Here is a 17,705-nt window from a genome sequence, read left to right as displayed (position 1 = left end):
TATAAACGTTATATATTATAACAGAAATATGAATAGAAAGATGCGACATTATATTGAATATTTATTCGTTCAAGAAAAAAGCTGTCCTTTTAAAAAAAGGACAGCTTTTTCAGCCAACATGTAAATACCTAACCTATCTTTGTAAACCTCGTTTATAACGACTCGCTTCAAATATAATACGCTCTTCATCTAATGTTTTACATTCACCATTCCAAACAACACGTTTACCGTTAATAATTACATCACTTATATCTTTTCCACTAGCTGCATATACAAGATGCGATAACACTTCATCTGCTGGTTGTAAATGCGGCTTATTAGATGGATCAATCGTAATAAAATCAGCACACTTTCCAACCTCAAGTGATCCCGTTTGTTTCATCCCAATTACTTCTGCAGCTCCTTTTGTCGCTAGAGATAGAGCCGTTTCAACTGGTAATGCTGTTGCATCTTGATGAATACCTTTTTGTAATAAAGTCGCAATACGCATTTCTTCAAACATATCTAAATTATTGTTAGACGCAACACTATCTGTAGCAATCCCTACTTTAACCCCTGCTTCTAGCATCGCTTTTACATTCGCTATACCCGAACCTAATTTTAAATTACTATTCGGATTATGAGCTACTCGAACATCATGTTCTGCTAAAAATGCACGCTCATTTTCATTTAATACTACTCCATGCGCAATAACTGTTGGACGTTTAAACAATCCGCAACTTGCCGCATATTCTACTGGACGTTTTCCGTACTGTGCTTCAATATCACGTACTTCACGATCTGTTTCAGAAAGATGAATATGAACCATAGTTTGATTTTCTACTGCAATACGTGCACACTCTTCTAACAGTTCTGTGGAACATGTATATGGACTATGCGGTGCAACCATCGTAGTTAACATACCACTTTCCTTATAATATCGCTTTACATATTTCTCCGCTTCTTCAATTGCTTTCTTTTCATCTTCTTTCGTTCCGAAGCTAAATAAAGTTCTTGAAACAGCAGCTCGCATCCCGCTTTTTGACACCGTTTCCATAATTGCATCTTGATCTACTCCAATTGGATTAAACATATCAGAGAATGATGTTGTACCACTTTTCACCATTTCAAGTAATCCTAATTCCGTACTAGCAACCGCAAGCTCTGGAGTAAACTGACTTTCAAGTGGCCAAATTCTCGTCTCAAGCCATGGCTGTAATAACATATCATCGCCAATACCTCTCAAAAGACTCATAACAACATGTGTATGTGTATTTACAAGCCCTGGTAAAACCCACTTTCCTTTCATGTCAATTACTTCATCTACTTCAAAATCGTTAGCGAATTCTCCGCTATTTACATCTATAATTTGATCATTTTCTACAATGATATATCCATTTTCTATCACTTCATTTTTTTCATTCATCGTTGCAATTGTAGCGTTTACATAAGTTGTTTTCAAAAGTATTTCCCCTTTCAACTCTATGAAGTTCCCTTTAATAAGTTACCACCATTATAGTAACTTATTAAAGATTAAGAGTCAAAAGATAATTTTAATTCTTTCGTTATCTTTTCCTTCAAAATGCCATATTGCTTTTCATCTGTATCTACAAATGCTTCTTCCCGATTTGATTCCACGCCCATATAATTCAATTTTTCATTAAATTGCGTCTCTGTAAAATCAACCCTCTGCCCGTCTATAAAGTTATAAAAATGCCACACCTCTCCTACTTTTGTCTTTTTAATTTTTCCTCCGTATATTTCTTGAACGACTAGAGCTGTTACACCACATTGTCCCTTTGCCGGATTTCCACTCGTCCACTTTGAACTTGTTTCAATCGACCACGATTTTATTAACATGTCATATATTTGTTTTTTCTTCACATTATCCACTCTCATCTTCCCCTGACATTAATAGTTTTACACATCATATTGCAAAAGAGGTAAAAGTCGATTCTTAAATACCGTTGATGGTGTCTCTCCGATTAGCTTTGCTCCCATTTTCAAGTAATAGCCTTTTGCATTCGGATCACTATCAATCGTAAAACTTTTTATTCCTAATTCATTTGCTTGCTCTATTACAAACTCCCAAAGTATTTTCCCGTAGCCTTTCCCTTTAAAACAAGGATGAATGTATAGGAAATCGAGAGCATTTTCATTGCGTAAAAACAAGAAAAATCCAATCTTCATATTATTATTTTCTAAAACATATACAAAATTATTTTTTATGTACTCTTCTGTAATTGTTAACTCTTCCTTACAAGAAAGTATGAATTCTTCACTATAATCCCAAGATGCTTTTGAAAATAATGCAAGTTCACTTAGTTCACCAGCTTCAATTACTTTCATAATTGTTTCTCTCCACTTTCAATATATAAACTACTAAAACATTTCGAAAAGCAACTCCAAGAACCTTTATTTTCATAGAATTTAAATCAACTTGCCTATTTTATAACTTGCATTATAAAATAGAAAAGCATTCAAAAAACATTTCATTTAGGGGGAATTGCCTATGCCGTTGGATTACATTTCAGGTAACTAATATTCCAAAATTTGAAGGAGTGCCTGAAATTTGCTAAACTCACATATCAATTCATTCTTATATAAAAATACTGAAAAATTCAATGGTACAATTTTAGTAGCCCATAAAGAACAAACTCTTTATAAACAGTCATTTGGAAAAGCTAATTACGATTGGGACATACCTAATACAGCTACAACGAAGTTTCGTATCGGATCAATAACTAAAATCTTCACTGCAGTTGCTATTTTAATGCTTGTGGAAGAGAAAAAATTACAGCTCCATGATACATTGGATCAATTCATTCCAACTTTCCCAAAAGGAAATCAAATTATGATTGAGCATCTATTAAGTCATACTGCTGGTGTTGGGAATATTACTGCTCAACATGACTTTTTATTTCAGTCTTATCAACCTCGAACACCGGATGATTTAATACAATGGATTATTTCGTGTCCCTTTGAATCTAGCCCTGGTGAAAAATTCAATTATTCGAATTCAGGTTATATTATATTAGGAAAAATTATTGAAGTTATAAGTGGGATTTCTTATGAGGAATTTCTTAAAAAGAAGATTTTCTACCCAATCTCTATAATAAACACAGGTGTTGATTTGAATCACACCATTCAAAAACATAAAGCAACTGGGTATGAGTTACATCCAAACCATGATCTACAGAATGCATCATTTATTCATATGTCTAATTCATATTCAGCTGGCGGATTATTTTCTACAGCCGAAGATTTATATAGATTTGATCAAGCGATAAAAGAAAATCGTTTATTATCAAGTGAAATGACGTCTCGCATGTTTACTGCAAGATTATATGGATATGGTTATGGTTGGAACATTGCTATGACAGAAAAAAATAATAAACTCGTATTCCATCACGGCGGAATTAACGGTTTTACATCCTCTTATTTACGGTTAATTGACAAAGAGGCTACACTCATTATTTTAAGTAATGTATCTACACTATTAACATCGACTCTTGCTAATGAAATAGCTTCTTATATAGAAAATAATTTTTAAAACTATTATGATTTGTAAAACCGTTCAGCAATTTGAACGGTTTTACAAACAATTCAGTTCACCTTAGCTCCATAACATCTTGCTACTGCAACCGCCTGCGCTATATCCAATTTCACATTTTTCAAATCAAAACTTTTAAAGTCGATTCTATCAACTACAGCTCCTTTTAAATCTGCACCGCTAAGTTTTGCCTTACCTAATTGTGCACCTGTTAGATCCGCTTCACGTAAATCTGCTTTTTCTAAATTACATTCATATAAGTCAGCTTCAATTAAACGAATCCCCTTTAACATTTGTTTACTTAAATTCGCAAACCTTAGATTCGTATATGACCAATCGCCGGAAATAATTGTTATTCCGTCTAAATTCGCCTCTTCAAAATCAGAACCAGTCATTTTACATTCTTCAAATTTGGATACAAATAAATTCGCACCAAAAAACTTACAATTAGCAAATGTAGTTCCTTGATGGATAGAAGCATTAAAAAGAGCACCAGTAAAATCACATTCTATGAAATTACAGTTTTTAGTAAAAACTTCTGATGCATCTATCCCTCTAAAACGGCATTTTATGAAGGTACAATTTTTCAATTCCTCTTCTTTAATCAAATCATATTTAAAATCTATTTCTATATATTCTTTATTTACAAATCCACTCATAACCATTCCTCCATTTCCTCAAAGAAACCTCACTTCAGAAAAAGTGAGGTTTCTTCTCATACAATATGTCCATCTAACCAAGAAATCAAATCTTTAAACACTTCATCTCTATTCACTTCATGGAACATTTCATGTCTACCATTTTCATATAAACGAAGTGTTACATCTTTCACACCACATTTTTTATAATTTTCGTATACTTCTTTTACACCTTTCCCCATATCCCCAACAGGATCACGATTTCCAGAGAATATATGTATAGGAAGACTTTTTGGCGTTTTCTTGTATTCTTCTAATTTATTTACTTCTAATACACCATGAAATAATTCTCGATAAAAACTTGTTGTGCATATAAAGCCACATAACGGGTCTTTAATATATTTATCTACTTGGCTGTTATCTGAAGATAACCAATCAAATTTTGTACGATTCGGCTTAAACTTTGAGTTAAAATTACCAAAAGATAAAAAGTTTAACATCGGACTTTTCGTTTTCGCTCCGCGTAGTTTCATTTCGATTGTTGCTACTTTATGGCCAATGCTGCCTAAAACCCCTGGATTTCCCCCAGTTCCTGAAATAAGAAATCCATCATATAATTCACCTCGAAGTTGCACAGCTCGTCTTGATAAAAAAGAGCCCATACTATGTCCAAGTAAAAACAATGGACATGTTTGTTCTTTCCTTATCGTTTCTGATACAAAAATAACATCAGACACAACCTGATTCCACCCTACATTTGGTTCAAAATGACCATAGTCTTCTTCTCTTTTCACTGTTTTCCCATGCCCTTTATGATCATGCGCATAAACACCATACCCTACCGCTAATAAAGCATCTACAAATTCTGTATACACCCCTGCATGTTCTGTCATACCATGTGCAATTTGGACAATCCCCCGCGGATTGCCTTCTGGTAACCATTTACGCAAATAAATTTCCGATTCATCCAATGCCGTAACGAAACTTTCCTGTACGTTCATTTCGTCAGCCCCCAAATCTATTATGTATCTATTTTAAAAATGAATATACATTCATTATTCTTATTACATATTATATGTAATTGCTTTCATTATAACAAATAATCTATTTTTCAGACTCGCTTTAAAAATACTTTCTTGACGAACTAAAATAAAAATTATATAGTTACTTACATAAAGTAATCAATATATTTTTAGGAGGTTTTCAATATGATGCCATCACTATTTTTAGCACACGGTTCACCAATGCTCGCTATCCAAGATACAGATTATACAAGTTTTTTAAAAACACTCGGAGAAACATATAAACCGAAAGCAATTGTTATTTTTACCGCTCACTGGGAAAGTGAACTATTAACAATCTCCTCATCAGATGATGAATATGAAACAATTTATGATTTCGGTGGATTTCCTCCTGAGTTATATGAAATTAAATATCGAGCTAAAGGTTCTTCTAGCATTGCATCTATGCTAGAAACAAAACTTAAAAATAAAGGCATTCCCGTCCATCATAATATGACGAGAGGTTTAGATCATGGCTCTTGGACTCTCCTGCATCGCATGTATCCAGAAGCAAATATTCCTGTCGTACAAATATCAGTAAATCCTTTCCTTCCTGCAAAAGAGCAATATGAAATTGGAGAAGCACTACAAGGACTTGGACAAGAAGATATTTTAGTAATCGGTAGCGGGGTTACCGTTCATAATTTACGAGCTTTAAAATGGAATCAAACTACACCTGAAAGATGGGCTATTGAATTTGACGATTGGATTATAAATCATATGCAGACTAATGATAAAGATGCATTGTTTAATTGGGAAAAGAATGCTCCTCATGCACAATTAGCAGTACCACGAGCAGAGCATTTTGTTCCTTTATTTATCGCAATGGGTAGTGGTGAACAGACAGGGAAAGTCATTCACCGTAGCTACGAACTTGGTACATTAAGTTATCTTTGCTTTCAGTTTTAATGAAAAAGGATGAAGCAAATATTGCTTCATCCTTTTTACTGTTCATTCACCTAATTAACTAACTTCCAAATGTTGTTTTTCTGATACCTCTGCATTCTTACTATGAAAATAAACCCAAATACATGCAATAAATAATAATGATGATGTAGATAAGAAAACATATTGGAATCCCGCATGAGCTGCAATTTGTCCACCAAGTACTGGCCCAATCATATTTCCTAAAAACTGAAACGATTGATTATATCCAAATATTCGTCCCGTTACATGGGTTGGCGTATGTTGTTTTAGTAGAGTTTGTACGGAAGGTAATAGTCCTGCTTGTGCAATACCTAATAAAAAGCGAAGAATTAATAGTTGCCAAGCTGAGGTTACAAATGCTTGCGGAATAAAAATAATTCCTGCAGCAAACAACGCTACAACTAACGTTTTTTGAGGTCCAATACGATCTGATAATCTTCCTAGCTTAGGGGCTGCTAAAATAACTGCTAATCCTGTCGCAGACATAACGGCGCCTGCAATCATTTCAATATGATCTGTTCCTGGTCCTGCCAAATGCTTTACGTACAACGTAATAATAGGTTGAATTGACATATTTGCAAGCTGAATAATAAACGTTGCTACAAATAAACTTATTATTAAATGTTTTGCCGGGACCATCGTCCATACTTTTTTCGGCTGTGCCTTTCTTGCTTTAGCAGAATGATTCTCCTCATGTAAGAAGAAAAAGACGATAAGAAAGGAAAGGAATAAGAAAGCTCCTGTAACTAGAAAAACATGGCGCATTCCGATTAACTCTGACAAATAACCTCCGAGTATCGGCCCAAGTAATGAACCGCTCACGCCTCCAGTTGAGATTGTAGAAATTGCCCAACCTGAATGTTCTTGCGGAGTTTCTGCAGCAATAAATGTCATCGCTGTAGAAAGGAAACCAGATACCGCTCCCATTAAAAACCGAAGTGCGACTAGTTGATACACGTCCGTCACAAACCCCATAAGCGTCATAATTACCGCCATACCAAGGCTAGCACGTATAAGCATCAATTTCCGTCCATGTATATCACCAAGCTTGCCCCATATTGGTGATACGATCGCACCCATTAAAAATGTTACACCAAATGCAAGTCCCGACCACTGTGCAATACTAGAAGTGCCGGTCACTCCTAATTCCTCAATATAAAAAGATAAAAAAGGAATTACTAAACTCATACCGGCTGCAGTGGTAAAACAACCTAGCCAACAAATCATTAAATTTCGTTTCCAGCTGGCCATTTTCACACCTTCTTTCATTCGATACCCATTCTACACCGTTTTCTAGAAAAAGTTTAGTAATTTGCTTTACATGTAAGATTTACTATAAAACCCGCTATTTTCTAGTAAGAATCACTACATTCCTACAACGTTTTCATAATAAAACCAACTCCCCTATATGAAGTTGGTTAATTATTCTCTATCTGTATTAAACTCGCATTACAACTTCTCTCGTAAAACTCAATCGGACCTGCTTGTCCAATAATTGCATATTCATATCTATCTTGCTTCATACTATATAAACAATGATGTAACAATTCCTTCCCAACACCGTTCACACGATTATGTTTCGCTGTACCCATCGGGCCAAACAACCCTTTTTTTCCTCTCACAACATCGTAACAAGCGAAACCAATAATTTCTCCTCCTTCCTCAGCAATAAAAATAGGTAACTCTTCTTTATATGTCCGAAATCCATAATCTAAAGATTTTAACCAACGCTCACCAAATTCATCCTTAACAAAATGTGCTAACTTTTCAAAATCAGAAAAAATCGCTCTTCTAATATTACAGCTTAAATTATTATAAATAGGATTAAATCTTTTTAAAGCAACGGTTAAGTCTCTTGGCTCAGATGTAATTTGCAATACATCTTTTTGCACATTTTTACTTAAAGCCTTTTCAATAACTGTATCCCCTTGAAAAATCGCATATAAAACATGTCCTTCATTTATTAATACTTGCTGAAAACGTTCCATCCGTTTTTTCGCTACTTTTAAAACTTCTATCGTCTTATTTGAAACTTTAAACTCCCCAACATTTATGTATTCTATTTCATTTGCATAATATTGTTGGAGTAACGATATTTTTTCTAAAAAATCCATACCCACCGTGTGAAATAAATACATATGTAACTCCGCGCAAACTCCAGTACCTTCCTTACAAGCTCCTATAAATAGATGACCTGGATGAATAATTCCTTTATTACACTCAGCCTCTCCTGCTGCAATCTCCAATATTTTATATGCACGTTTTGTAAATTGAAACTCCTCCATCTATATCCCTTCCCCCTAAAAACTAAATATCAAACCGTAACCATATATAATTGAAACAATTATTCCAACCACCAATATACCTGGAAGTAAATTCGCCACTTTAATTTTAATAAATCCAAGTAAGTTTAATCCAATGGCGAATATCATAATACCGCCCGTAGCTGTCATTTCCACTATAAATTGATTCATTAATTCTTTTGGTACAAAACTATTAATTTGTGTTGCAAAAATTGCAATGGCACCTTCATATAAAATAACGGGAATTGCTGAAAATACCACTCCAATTCCAAGAGTTGTCGTCAATATAATCGAAATGAATCCATCAATAATCGCTTTTGTGAATAAAACATCGTGATTCCCTCTAATACCACTGTCTAATGCACCAAGTATCCCCATTGCTCCAATTGCAAAAATAAGAGTAGCTGTTACAAAACCTTCTGATATACTCCCTTTACCTTTCGATCCAACTTTACTTTCTAGCCAATCTCCTAAATGTGTTAACCTTTCTTCTAATTGTAGCCATTCCCCAATTACCGCACCAATAACTAAACTTAAAATCACAACGAGAAAATTTTCACTCTTCAATGCCATTTGAAGCCCAAGTGCAGCAACCGTTAAGCCAATTGCATGCATAATCGTCCCTTTCATACTTTCTGGAATATTACTAAATAATTTACCAAGTAGAGTACCAACTATAATACAAACCCCATTTACAACTGCTCCTAATATAACCATTTTCATTCTCCACCCTCTGAATTCTTTATTACTACATTCTGGATTACACATTGATTTAAAGGTTATCTATATGTTAACTTAATATTATGAATATTAACAAATGATTTTCACTATTAATACTCGCTTTTTTTGCATCAATGAATCTAGCTATAACTTATTTTTACTACATTCATTGTTAGCACCATTGTGGAAGTTCACAATTACGTTATAAAGTGAAACTTTAGTCCGGAGGCGTTTTTTACCTCCCACTAATCACCAGTTGAATAAAGCGGGATAAAACCAAAAGGGACGGTAGCTATGAAAACTTTATTAAAACGACTTATTTTAATAGCCTTTTTCATTACACCAATTGTTTTATTAATCAATTACACTTACATTTCAAAAGCAAAAGATAAACCAGATACACAAAACACATCAAGTAAAGCAAATTCAACGACCGAAAAGAATACCGAAGACCCTGAAATTACACTCACCTTCTCTGGTGATACGATGTTCGATTGGCAATTACGTCCCGTAATTGAAAAAAATGGGGCTGATTATCCGTTTCAACATGTAAAAGAGGAAATAACGAAAGCTGATATTTCCTTTATTAATTTAGAGTCTGCATTTACAACAAAAGAAAAAAGAGTGCCTGGGCAACAATTTTGGATTAAAAGCGATCCATCTACACTACAAGCAATAAAAAATACTGGATACGATATTGTCAATATTGGCAATAACCATACGCTTGATTATGGACAAGATGGACTACTAGACACCATTTCTCACGTCGAAAAATTAAAACTCCCTTACACTGGCGCCGGAAAAAATGCTGAAGATGCTTATACTGCTCGTGAACTAACTGTAAAAGGAAAAAAGTTTAAATTTCTTTCCTTTGTACGCTTTATGCCTAACTTTAATTGGGTAGCTGGTGACAATAAACCTGGCGTTGCAAACGGATATGATCTAGATCTTGTAACAAAAACGATTCAAGAGCAAAAGAAAGATGCTGATTATGTAATCGTCTATATGCATTGGGGCGTCGAAAAATCTAATCGCCCAATAGAATACCAGAAACAATATGTTCCGAAAATGGTAGAGGCGGGTGCTGATGCAATCGTTGGAAGTCACCCGCATTGGTTACAAGGATTTGAGTATTACAATAAAGTTCCTATCGCATACTCGTTAGGAAACTTTTTATTCCCGAGCTACGTAAACGGAAAGAGTGCCGAAACAGGCGTTTTGACCTTAACATTTAAAGGGGAAGATGTTCAAATGTCGTTCAATCCCTACATAATACGAAACAATCAAATTTCTCCTGTAAATGAAGAAGAAAAGAAAAAAGCACTACAATATTTACAAACCGTTTCAACTGATGTAGAAATTAATGCTACTGGGAAAATAATTAACAAACGCAACTAAACAGCGTGAGATTCATTTCTCTGTAACATACATTACGGAATAGGTAATGAATATGCTAAAAAACTTATTAGAAAATATAAGTCTGTTAGAAAACGTGTATGAAATATCTATAGCGATCCTGCTTTTATGTTCCGTTTTTTCTGTTAGACTTCTAAGAAAAATAAAGCGAGAGAGAAAACTTTCTCCCTTTGAATTTACAATGTACATAATCATTCGTATTGCAATACTTTTTTGGTTAACTAGCTTTATCCTTCTTGAATATGGAGCGTATTTCGTTTAACTTTCAAAGAATAAAAAAGATAGAACAAGCAGGATTTCTCTCCGCTTGTATCTATCTTTTTTATTTCAAGTAGAATTGTATGTTAACTCTTTTCTTTTATTAAATAAGTAAATCAAACAGCACAGGATTTTTATTAAGCTCCACAAATTGAATGTTATTTTCTTGAAAGCGAGTAATTAAAGCTTCATAGTCTTCCCTATGTTTTAATTCTACCCCCACTAAAGCTGGACCATTTTCTTTATTATGTTTCTTAATATACTCAAAGCGAGTAATATCATCTTCTGGTCCTAATCCTTTATCCAGAAACTCTCGTAGTGCTCCTGAACGTTGAGGAAATTCAATGATGAAATAGTGCTTTAATCCCTCATAAATAAGAGATCGTTCTTTCATTTCTTGCATTCTATCAATATCATTATTCCCACCACTCAACGTACATACAACTGTTTTTCCCTTTATTTCATCTCTGTATAGATCAAGTGCCGCAATAGAAAGCGCACCAGCTGGCTCTGCTACAATCGCATTTTTCTTATACAGTTCTAAAATCGTCGTACAAACCTTTCCCTCTGGTACTAAAACTATGTCATCAATTACATCTTTACAAGTTTCAAAAGTTAACTTTCCTACCTTCTTAACAGCTGCTCCATCAACAAAACTATCAATCTTATCTAATGCAACATTTTCATTTTGAAGAAAAGCTTCTTTCATAGATGCAGCTCCCATCGGTTCTACACCTATTACCTTTGTAGTAGGACTAACCCCCTTTACATATGTACCAATACCAGATGCTAATCCACCACCGCCAATTGCTGTAAATATATAATCAACTGGTTTCTCCATATCATGCATAATTTCAACAGCGACTGTTCCTTGACCAGCAACGACATACGGATCATCAAACGGATGTACAAATGTCATCCTATTTTCCACACAATAGCGCTGCGCCTCTTGGAAAGAACTATCAAATGTATCACCGACTAATACAATTTCTGCGAAATCACCACCAAAAAATTCAACTTGTGATACTTTTTGCTTAGGTGTCGTTGTGGGCATGAAAATTATTGACGGAATCTTCAATAAATTACACGTATAAGCAACTCCTTGTGCATGATTACCAGCACTCGCACAAACAACACCATTTTGTAACTTTTCTTTCGGTAAACTTTGAATTAAATTATACGCACCACGAATTTTGAAAGAACGAATAACTTGTAAATCTTCTCGCTTAACATATACGTCACATTCATATTTCTCAGATAAAACTGAATCTCGTTGTAACGGTGTTTTAATAACGATATCTTTCATGCAATTATGAGCCATTAAGATATCTTCAATTTTCACTCTCTCCTTTACCTTTTGCACCATTCCATATCATCCTTATCTCTTTTAAATTGGCTCAATCAAAATTCGGGATTTTTAGAACTGCACCTGTATTCGCCGATGTTACCATCTGCGCATAACGTCCAAGCCAGCCAGTTTTCACTTTTGGTTCCGGTCGTTTCCATTCTTTTTTACGCTTATCTAATTCTTCATCACTAACTCTTACTTCTAACAAGCGTTCCTCAACATCAATACATACAATATCTCCTTGTTCAAGCAGTGCAATCGTTCCGCCAGCAGCTGCTTCTGGTGAAACGTGCCCTACTGAAATACCACGTGAAGCACCAGAGAAGCGACCATCAGTTAAAAGTGCAACATCAGCTCCTAATCCCATACCAGCAATTGCTGAAGTTGGTGCTAACATTTCCGGCATACCAGGTCCGCCTCTTGGTCCTTCGTAACGAATAACAACTACATCCCCTTTCTTAACTTTCCCAAGCATAATGCCGGCAAGCGCCTCATCTTGTGAATTAAAAATAACGCAAGGTCCTTCAAATCGTTTTACTTCTGTTGCTCCGCTTTTAATAACCGCTCCGTCTTTCGCAAGGTTTCCTTTTAATATACGTAATCCCCCTTCTTCACTATGAGGATTTTCGAGAGAATGAATCACTTCCTTATCTTGAATCTCTGCATGAGCGATATTTTCTCGTAACGTTTGCCCAGTAGCGGTTATTCGATCAAGGTGAAGTACCCCTTCTTTTCGGCTCATCTCTTTCAAAATTGCACTAATCCCGCCTGCTCGATCAATATCTTCCATATGCCAATTAGAAGCTGGACTTACTTTACATAAATGCGGTACACGCCTTGAAACTGCATCAATGCGGTTCATATCGTAATCTAACCCCGCCTCTTGTGCGAGTGCTAACGTGTGTAATACTGTATTCGTTGATCCACCCATCGCCATATCAAGTGCAAACGCATCATCAATTGCTTCTTCTGTTACAATGTCGCGTGGTTTAATATCTCTTTCAATTAAAATTTTTAATTTTTCTGCTGCTTGTTTAATTAACTCCTCACGTCTTGGATCAATCGCTAAAATACTCCCGTTACCAGGAAGAGCTAAGCCTAACACTTCACATAAACAGTTCATAGAGTTCGCTGTAAACATACCGGAACAAGAGCCACAAGATGGACAGCCATGATCTTCAATATCCTTTAATTCTTCTTCTGTAATTTTCCCAGATTGATAGGCTCCTACCCCTTCAAAAACAGAACTCAAATCGACAACTTCCCCTTTAGATGTTTTCCCCGCTGCCATCGGTCCACCTGAAACAAAAACAGTTGGAATGTTTACACGAAGTGCAGCCATCATCATACCTGGCGTAATTTTGTCGCAGTTTGGAATACAAATCATTCCATCAAACCAATGTGCATTTACAACTGTTTCTACTGAATCCGCAATAATTTCACGACTCGGAAGCGAATAACGCATACCGATATGGCCCATCGCAATTCCATCATCTACTCCGATTGTATTAAATTCAAATGGAACCATGCCTGCTGCACGTACTGCTTCTTTTACGAGTTTTCCAAACTCATTTAAATGCTTATGACCTGGAATAATTTCAATAAAAGAATTACAAATTGCTACGAATGGTTTATCAAAATCTTCATCTTTTAAACCAGTTGCTTTTAATAAACTACGATGCGGAGCTTTATCAAAACCTTTTTTAATCATGTCACTTCTCATCTTGTCAAATCCCTTCTTACACATTTTTTCTCTTACTTAATCTATTTGTTAAAATAAAAACTCTCACCTCAGCAATCAACTACTACTTAATAGTAGCTTTGATTGCTGAGGCGAGAGTTTCGCGTTACCACTCAGCTTCCTTACACTTCTCACGAAATATAAGCTCTGTAGGTCCAATCAGACCCCCGTCCTTTTACCGGAGACGATGCCGCCGCCCTCTACTCAGTTTCCCTTTCGCAAGCGATGCTCCGAGGTGATATTCAATGATTCGATTGTTACTACCCTCACAGCCTTGGAGTAGCTCTCTGAAACGATCATAATCATCTACTTTCCTCTTCTTTGCATATACAAAATATTAATTCAGAAAATTCTCAATTAACTTTTATTTGTTAAACGTATTATAGGACTTTGTCCTTTTCATTGTCAATATATTTTTCATTTTTTTAAAAAGTTCAATTCATTCACTAGAAGGATATTTATTTTTCTCAAAACAAAATCGGAATGACCTCCTTACATGTACTCATATATTGCTTAAGTATGTTTGCTTTTCTACATAAAGAAAAACAACTTAAAAACATATAAAAAATTTATGAGGAGATGAGAGAACTATGTTAAAAGGTAAAATAGCATTAGTTACTGGAGCAAGCCGAGGAATTGGACGTGCTATCGCAAAGCGTTTAGCAAACGACGGTGCATTAGTTGCTGTTCATTATGGTAACCGAAAAGAAGATGCTGAAGAAACTGCTCATGAAATTCAATCAAATGGCGGATCAGCTTTTTCTATCGGTGCAAATCTTGAATCTTTACACGGTGTAGAAAATCTATATAACTCTTTAGATACTGAATTGCAAAAGCGAACTGGTGGAACGGAATTTGATATTTTAATAAACAACGCTGGAATTGGACCTGGTGCTTTTATTGAAGAAACGACTGAACAATTTTTTGATAGAATCATTTCAGTAAATGCAAAAGCACCATTCTTCATCATCCAACAAGCTCTACCGCGTTTACGTGACAATAGCCGGATTGTTAATATCTCATCAGCCGCAACTCGCATTTCTTTACCTGATTTCGTTGCATATAGTATGACGAAAGGTGCAATTAACACAATGACTTTCACGCTTGCAAAGCAGCTTGGAGCAAGAGGAATAACGGTGAATGCAATACTTCCAGGCTTTATCAAAACAGATATGAACGCGGAACTCTTGAGCGATCCAATGATGAAACGATATGCTACTAACATTTCAGCTTTCAATCGATTAGGTGAAGTAGAAGACATTGCCGATACCGCTGCATTTCTCGCTTCCCCTGATAGTCGTTGGGTTACTGGCCAATTGATTGATGTGAGCGGAGGATCTTGTTTATAAAAAACATATATTTTCAAATCTTTTTTATTGCGCAACAAAACAAATTGTATAATACTATATAAAACATATAAATTTAGGAGGATTACAGCAATGTCCGAAAAAACATACGAACTCGCAACCTTCGCAGGTGGTTGTTTTTGGTGCATGGTAAAGCCGTTTGATGAACTTCCTGGTATTCATAAAGTGCTTTCCGGCTATGCAGGCGGTCATGTAGAAAACCCAACATATGAACAAGTAAAGGCTGGAACATCTGGACATTTAGAAGTCGTTCAAATTACATTCGATCCTTCTATTTTCCCGTATCAAAAATTATTAGATTTATATTGGCCACAAATCGATCCGACTGATGATGATGGACAATTTTTCGATCGTGGCCCCTCTTACCGCACCGCTATTTTCTATCATAATGAAGCGCAAAAAGAGCTTGCAGAAAAATCGAAGCAAACTCTTGCAGAAAGCGGTATGTTTAAAGATCCAATCGTGACTGAAATTCGTCCGACTGCACCTTTTTATGAGGCTGAAGAATACCATCAACACTTTTATAAAAAGAACCCAGAGAAATATGCTACTGAGCAAAAGGAATCTGGTCGTGAAGATTTTATTAAAGAAAATTGGCAAAAAAAATAATAAAAACGCATCGTGCTTTCTTTTCAAAGTGCGATGCGTTTTTATCTTTGAAAAAAGTACCATACAATAAAAAAACAATTGCTGTTAAAACTAATTACTAGGCAGTCGAATGCTGCGCCAACTGCCTACATCACATTGGCCATATTCGTTATCACCCACCGCTACCACCGTGCCGTCTGATTTAAGACCGACTGTATGGGCACAACCCACCGCTATCGCTACAATATCGCGCCAATCACTTACATCACATTGACCATGTTTATTATTACCCACAGCCGTCACTATGCCGTCAGATGTAAGACCAATTGTATGATTACTCCCTGCCGCTATCGCCACAATATCCCTCCAGCCACTGACATCACATTGACCATGTTTATTATTACCCACAGCCGTCACCATACCGTCTGATTTAAGACCAACTGTATGAAGATAGCCTGCCGCTATCGCCACAATATCCCTCCAGCCACTGACATTACATTGGTCATACCGATTATTACCTACAGCCGTCACCGTACCGTCCAATTTAAGGCCGATAGTATGCCAGTCGCCTGCTGCGACCGCCACAATATCACACCAGCCCCTTACATTGCATTCACCTTCTTTATTTCGTCCCACTGCTACCACCGTACCATCCGATTTAAGACCAATAGTACGACGCCACCCCGCCGCTATCGCTACAATATCGCGCCAATCGTTTACATCGCATTGGTCATGCTTATTCCAGCCCACAGCTGTCACCGTACTGTCTGATTTAAGACCGATTGTATGAGCATTACCCGTGTTCGTCGCCATATGAACATTACCCGCCGTGACCGCTTCAATATCACGCCAGCCGCTTACATTGCATTCACCTTCTTTATTTCGCCCCACTGCTACCGCCGTGCCATCCGATTTAAGACCAACGGTATGACCACGACCGGCCGCTATCGTATCTTTAGGCCACCGTTTCACCTTTAACACCTCATCTTTCGGTGAAATGTAATCCATGTTTTACCTCCTTCAAAATAAGCAACTGTATCGAAATAGATATTTTTATCAAACTTTATTTTTAATCTACATCTACAAAGGAAATCTATTACTACTTCTTCAAAAAATAAAAACCTCCAGTTTAAGTACTAGAGGTCTTCTATTTATTTCTTCAATCTCTCAATAAAATCCTGTAATTTATCAAGCGATTTCATGTTATGGTTACAAGCAACACCATCTTTGCAAATATAATTCCCCTTTTTAACAAACGTTCCTGGGATCTTTCCTTTTATTTCAACTAAAAACATCCCTACTTCTTCATGCCCATGACATAATGAACAAATACTTTTTTTATTTATGCTTTGGAACGTTCCTTGTAGACCAACGAACCTATTATTGTTTTTTGCAATTATAAATTTCCTGCTCGTTCCTTTATCAATCCAGCTTAAATAAGACGTTTCTTTCATATTAATCTCTTCCATATCAGGAAGTTTTAATTTTTTCGCCTTAGGAAATAATTTTTTTAACGTTTGTGCTGTAACTTCCTGAAACGGTATTACATACGGATTTATTTTCAGTAAAAACGATTCTGCATCTTCTCTATTTTCAACTGTTATTACCATATCAATTAGTTCTTTTTGTTCAGTTGTTAAATTCCCAAAAACATGTAGTACTTTCTCAATAGCAAGAGATTTTAGTGCAGCAATAACACCTCTATCATTCGCTGTCGCGTGTCCATTTGCTAAAATATAAGCTTGTGACTTTATAAAATTATATTGATCACTTCTAATAAAAGCTTCCATCGTTATCACTCCATAC

The 17,705-nt window shown here is 35.8% G+C and carries 18 protein-coding genes and 1 other annotated feature; of the genes, 6 read left to right on the top strand and 12 right to left on the bottom strand.

Annotated features, from left to right (window positions below; translation table 11 throughout):
• Positions 1 to 133: 133 nt before the first annotated feature.
• From ACFVQC_RS13825 to ACFVQC_RS13815, 3 genes are read right to left on the bottom strand one after another with little or no spacing between them, the layout of a single operon-like run.
• Positions 134 to 1,459 (bottom strand): bifunctional S-methyl-5'-thioadenosine deaminase/S-adenosylhomocysteine deaminase, encoded by a 1,326-nt coding sequence (locus ACFVQC_RS13825; RefSeq protein ID WP_377898500.1) that lies wholly within the window; start codon positions 1,457 to 1,459, stop codon positions 134 to 136.
• A 53-nt stretch (positions 1,460 to 1,512) separates the two neighbouring features.
• A complete protein-coding gene (locus tag ACFVQC_RS13820; protein WP_377894456.1) occupies positions 1,513 to 1,872 on the bottom strand; it encodes a YunG family protein in 360 nt (119 codons plus the stop codon).
• A 27-nt stretch (positions 1,873 to 1,899) separates the two neighbouring features.
• A complete protein-coding gene (locus ACFVQC_RS13815; protein WP_377898499.1) occupies positions 1,900 to 2,328 on the bottom strand; it encodes a GNAT family N-acetyltransferase in 429 nt (142 codons plus the stop codon).
• Positions 2,329 to 2,551: 223 nt separating this feature from the next.
• Here ACFVQC_RS13815 and ACFVQC_RS13810 point away from each other — a divergent pair, with 223 nt between their 5' ends.
• A complete protein-coding gene (locus ACFVQC_RS13810) occupies positions 2,552 to 3,532 on the top strand; it encodes a serine hydrolase domain-containing protein (protein ID WP_377898498.1) in 981 nt (326 codons plus the stop codon).
• Between the two features lie 53 nt (positions 3,533 to 3,585).
• On the opposite strand, the gene ACFVQC_RS13805 is transcribed toward ACFVQC_RS13810, so the two are convergent.
• Both ACFVQC_RS13805 and ACFVQC_RS13800 read right to left on the bottom strand, forming a co-directional pair.
• The gene (locus tag ACFVQC_RS13805; RefSeq protein WP_002148857.1) at positions 3,586 to 4,191 is read right to left on the bottom strand and encodes a pentapeptide repeat-containing protein; all 606 of its coding nucleotides are present in this window, start codon (positions 4,189 to 4,191) and stop codon (positions 3,586 to 3,588) included.
• A 56-nt stretch (positions 4,192 to 4,247) separates the two neighbouring features.
• Entirely contained in the window at positions 4,248 to 5,171 is a 924-nt protein-coding gene (locus ACFVQC_RS13800) for an alpha/beta fold hydrolase (protein ID WP_377894461.1), read from the bottom strand.
• A gap of 207 nt (positions 5,172 to 5,378) precedes the next feature.
• Between ACFVQC_RS13800 and ACFVQC_RS13795 the strand changes: the two genes are divergently transcribed.
• Positions 5,379 to 6,140 (top strand): DODA-type extradiol aromatic ring-opening family dioxygenase, encoded by a 762-nt coding sequence (locus ACFVQC_RS13795; protein ID WP_377894462.1) that lies wholly within the window; start codon positions 5,379 to 5,381, stop codon positions 6,138 to 6,140.
• Between the two features lie 54 nt (positions 6,141 to 6,194).
• On the opposite strand, the gene ACFVQC_RS13790 is transcribed toward ACFVQC_RS13795, so the two are convergent.
• The 3 genes from ACFVQC_RS13790 to ACFVQC_RS13780 form a co-directional block, all read right to left on the bottom strand.
• The gene (locus tag ACFVQC_RS13790) at positions 6,195 to 7,409 is read right to left on the bottom strand and encodes a multidrug efflux MFS transporter (protein ID WP_377894463.1); all 1,215 of its coding nucleotides are present in this window, start codon (positions 7,407 to 7,409) and stop codon (positions 6,195 to 6,197) included.
• A 167-nt stretch (positions 7,410 to 7,576) separates the two neighbouring features.
• Positions 7,577 to 8,443: a GNAT family N-acetyltransferase gene (locus tag ACFVQC_RS13785; protein ID WP_377898497.1), complete on the bottom strand. Its 867-nt coding sequence runs from the start codon at positions 8,441 to 8,443 to the stop codon at positions 7,577 to 7,579.
• Positions 8,444 to 8,458: 15 nt separating this feature from the next.
• Positions 8,459 to 9,178 (bottom strand): DUF554 domain-containing protein, encoded by a 720-nt coding sequence (locus ACFVQC_RS13780; protein WP_377898665.1) that lies wholly within the window; start codon positions 9,176 to 9,178, stop codon positions 8,459 to 8,461.
• A gap of 297 nt (positions 9,179 to 9,475) precedes the next feature.
• Here ACFVQC_RS13780 and ACFVQC_RS13775 point away from each other — a divergent pair, with 297 nt between their 5' ends.
• Positions 9,476 to 10,579, top strand: a complete 1,104-nt coding sequence (locus ACFVQC_RS13775) for a CapA family protein (RefSeq protein ID WP_377894465.1) — start codon at positions 9,476 to 9,478, stop codon at positions 10,577 to 10,579.
• Positions 10,580 to 10,631: 52 nt separating this feature from the next.
• Positions 10,632 to 10,859: a hypothetical protein gene (locus ACFVQC_RS13770; protein ID WP_377894467.1), complete on the top strand. Its 228-nt coding sequence runs from the start codon at positions 10,632 to 10,634 to the stop codon at positions 10,857 to 10,859.
• A 99-nt stretch (positions 10,860 to 10,958) separates the two neighbouring features.
• Here ACFVQC_RS13770 and ilvA read toward each other — a convergent pair whose 3' ends face one another.
• Together ilvA and ilvD are read right to left on the bottom strand one after the other, a co-directional pair.
• A complete protein-coding gene (gene ilvA / locus ACFVQC_RS13765) occupies positions 10,959 to 12,221 on the bottom strand; it encodes a threonine ammonia-lyase IlvA (RefSeq protein ID WP_377894469.1) in 1,263 nt (420 codons plus the stop codon).
• Between the two features lie 31 nt (positions 12,222 to 12,252).
• On the bottom strand, positions 12,253 to 13,926 hold the full coding sequence (ilvD, locus tag ACFVQC_RS13760; RefSeq protein ID WP_016094300.1) for a dihydroxy-acid dehydratase: 1,674 nt from the start codon (positions 13,924 to 13,926) through the stop codon (positions 12,253 to 12,255).
• Positions 13,927 to 14,029: 103 nt separating this feature from the next.
• Positions 14,030 to 14,275, bottom strand: a binding site (T-box leader).
• A 259-nt stretch (positions 14,276 to 14,534) separates the two neighbouring features.
• On the opposite strand from ilvD, the gene ACFVQC_RS13755 reads away from it, so the two are divergent.
• Both ACFVQC_RS13755 and msrA read left to right on the top strand, forming a co-directional pair.
• Entirely contained in the window at positions 14,535 to 15,293 is a 759-nt protein-coding gene (locus ACFVQC_RS13755) for an SDR family oxidoreductase (RefSeq protein WP_377898496.1), read from the top strand.
• A gap of 90 nt (positions 15,294 to 15,383) precedes the next feature.
• Positions 15,384 to 15,920 carry a peptide-methionine (S)-S-oxide reductase MsrA gene (gene msrA / locus ACFVQC_RS13750; RefSeq protein ID WP_128281457.1) on the top strand — a complete coding sequence of 179 codons (537 nt, stop codon included), beginning with the start codon at positions 15,384 to 15,386 and terminating at the stop codon, positions 15,918 to 15,920.
• A 90-nt stretch (positions 15,921 to 16,010) separates the two neighbouring features.
• Here msrA and ACFVQC_RS13745 read toward each other — a convergent pair whose 3' ends face one another.
• Together ACFVQC_RS13745 and ACFVQC_RS13740 are read right to left on the bottom strand one after the other, a co-directional pair.
• On the bottom strand, positions 16,011 to 16,907 hold the full coding sequence (locus tag ACFVQC_RS13745) for an RCC1 domain-containing protein (protein ID WP_377894472.1): 897 nt from the start codon (positions 16,905 to 16,907) through the stop codon (positions 16,011 to 16,013).
• A 143-nt stretch (positions 16,908 to 17,050) separates the two neighbouring features.
• The gene (locus ACFVQC_RS13740; protein ID WP_377898495.1) at positions 17,051 to 17,689 is read right to left on the bottom strand and encodes a FusB/FusC family EF-G-binding protein; all 639 of its coding nucleotides are present in this window, start codon (positions 17,687 to 17,689) and stop codon (positions 17,051 to 17,053) included.
• Positions 17,690 to 17,705: the final 16 nt, after the last annotated feature.

Source organism: Bacillus sp. NPDC057893 (assembly GCF_042796455.1).
In the GTDB taxonomy this organism is placed as follows: Bacteria; Bacillota; Bacilli; order Bacillales; family Bacillaceae_G; genus Bacillus_A.
Note: the sequence above shows the minus strand (reverse complement) of the source record. Positions and strands in the feature narration are given on the sequence as shown.

Excerpts from the sequence above, each read along its gene's own strand:
- ACFVQC_RS13815 (WP_377898499.1), bottom strand. The coding sequence starts at position 2,328 with ATGAAAGTAATTGAAGCTGGTGAACTAAGTGAACTTGCATTATTTTCA.
- ACFVQC_RS13805 (WP_002148857.1), bottom strand. The coding sequence starts at position 4,191 with ATGAGTGGATTTGTAAATAAAGAATATATAGAAATAGATTTTAAATAT.
- ACFVQC_RS13800 (WP_377894461.1), bottom strand. The coding sequence starts at position 5,171 with ATGAACGTACAGGAAAGTTTCGTTACGGCATTGGATGAATCGGAAATT.
- ACFVQC_RS13795 (WP_377894462.1), top strand. The coding sequence starts at position 5,379 with ATGATGCCATCACTATTTTTAGCACACGGTTCACCAATGCTCGCTATC.
- ACFVQC_RS13790 (WP_377894463.1), bottom strand. The coding sequence starts at position 7,409 with ATGGCCAGCTGGAAACGAAATTTAATGATTTGTTGGCTAGGTTGTTTT.
- ACFVQC_RS13785 (WP_377898497.1), bottom strand. The coding sequence starts at position 8,443 with ATGGAGGAGTTTCAATTTACAAAACGTGCATATAAAATATTGGAGATT.
- ACFVQC_RS13780 (WP_377898665.1), bottom strand. The coding sequence starts at position 9,178 with ATGGTTATATTAGGAGCAGTTGTAAATGGGGTTTGTATTATAGTTGGT.
- ACFVQC_RS13775 (WP_377894465.1), top strand. The coding sequence starts at position 9,476 with ATGAAAACTTTATTAAAACGACTTATTTTAATAGCCTTTTTCATTACA.
- ACFVQC_RS13770 (WP_377894467.1), top strand. The coding sequence starts at position 10,632 with ATGCTAAAAAACTTATTAGAAAATATAAGTCTGTTAGAAAACGTGTAT.
- ilvA (WP_377894469.1), bottom strand. The coding sequence starts at position 12,221 with ATGGTGCAAAAGGTAAAGGAGAGAGTGAAAATTGAAGATATCTTAATG.
- ilvD (WP_016094300.1), bottom strand. The coding sequence starts at position 13,926 with ATGAGAAGTGACATGATTAAAAAAGGTTTTGATAAAGCTCCGCATCGT.
- ACFVQC_RS13755 (WP_377898496.1), top strand. The coding sequence starts at position 14,535 with ATGTTAAAAGGTAAAATAGCATTAGTTACTGGAGCAAGCCGAGGAATT.
- msrA (WP_128281457.1), top strand. The coding sequence starts at position 15,384 with ATGTCCGAAAAAACATACGAACTCGCAACCTTCGCAGGTGGTTGTTTT.
- ACFVQC_RS13745 (WP_377894472.1), bottom strand. The coding sequence starts at position 16,907 with ATGGATTACATTTCACCGAAAGATGAGGTGTTAAAGGTGAAACGGTGG.
- ACFVQC_RS13740 (WP_377898495.1), bottom strand. The coding sequence starts at position 17,689 with ATGGAAGCTTTTATTAGAAGTGATCAATATAATTTTATAAAGTCACAA.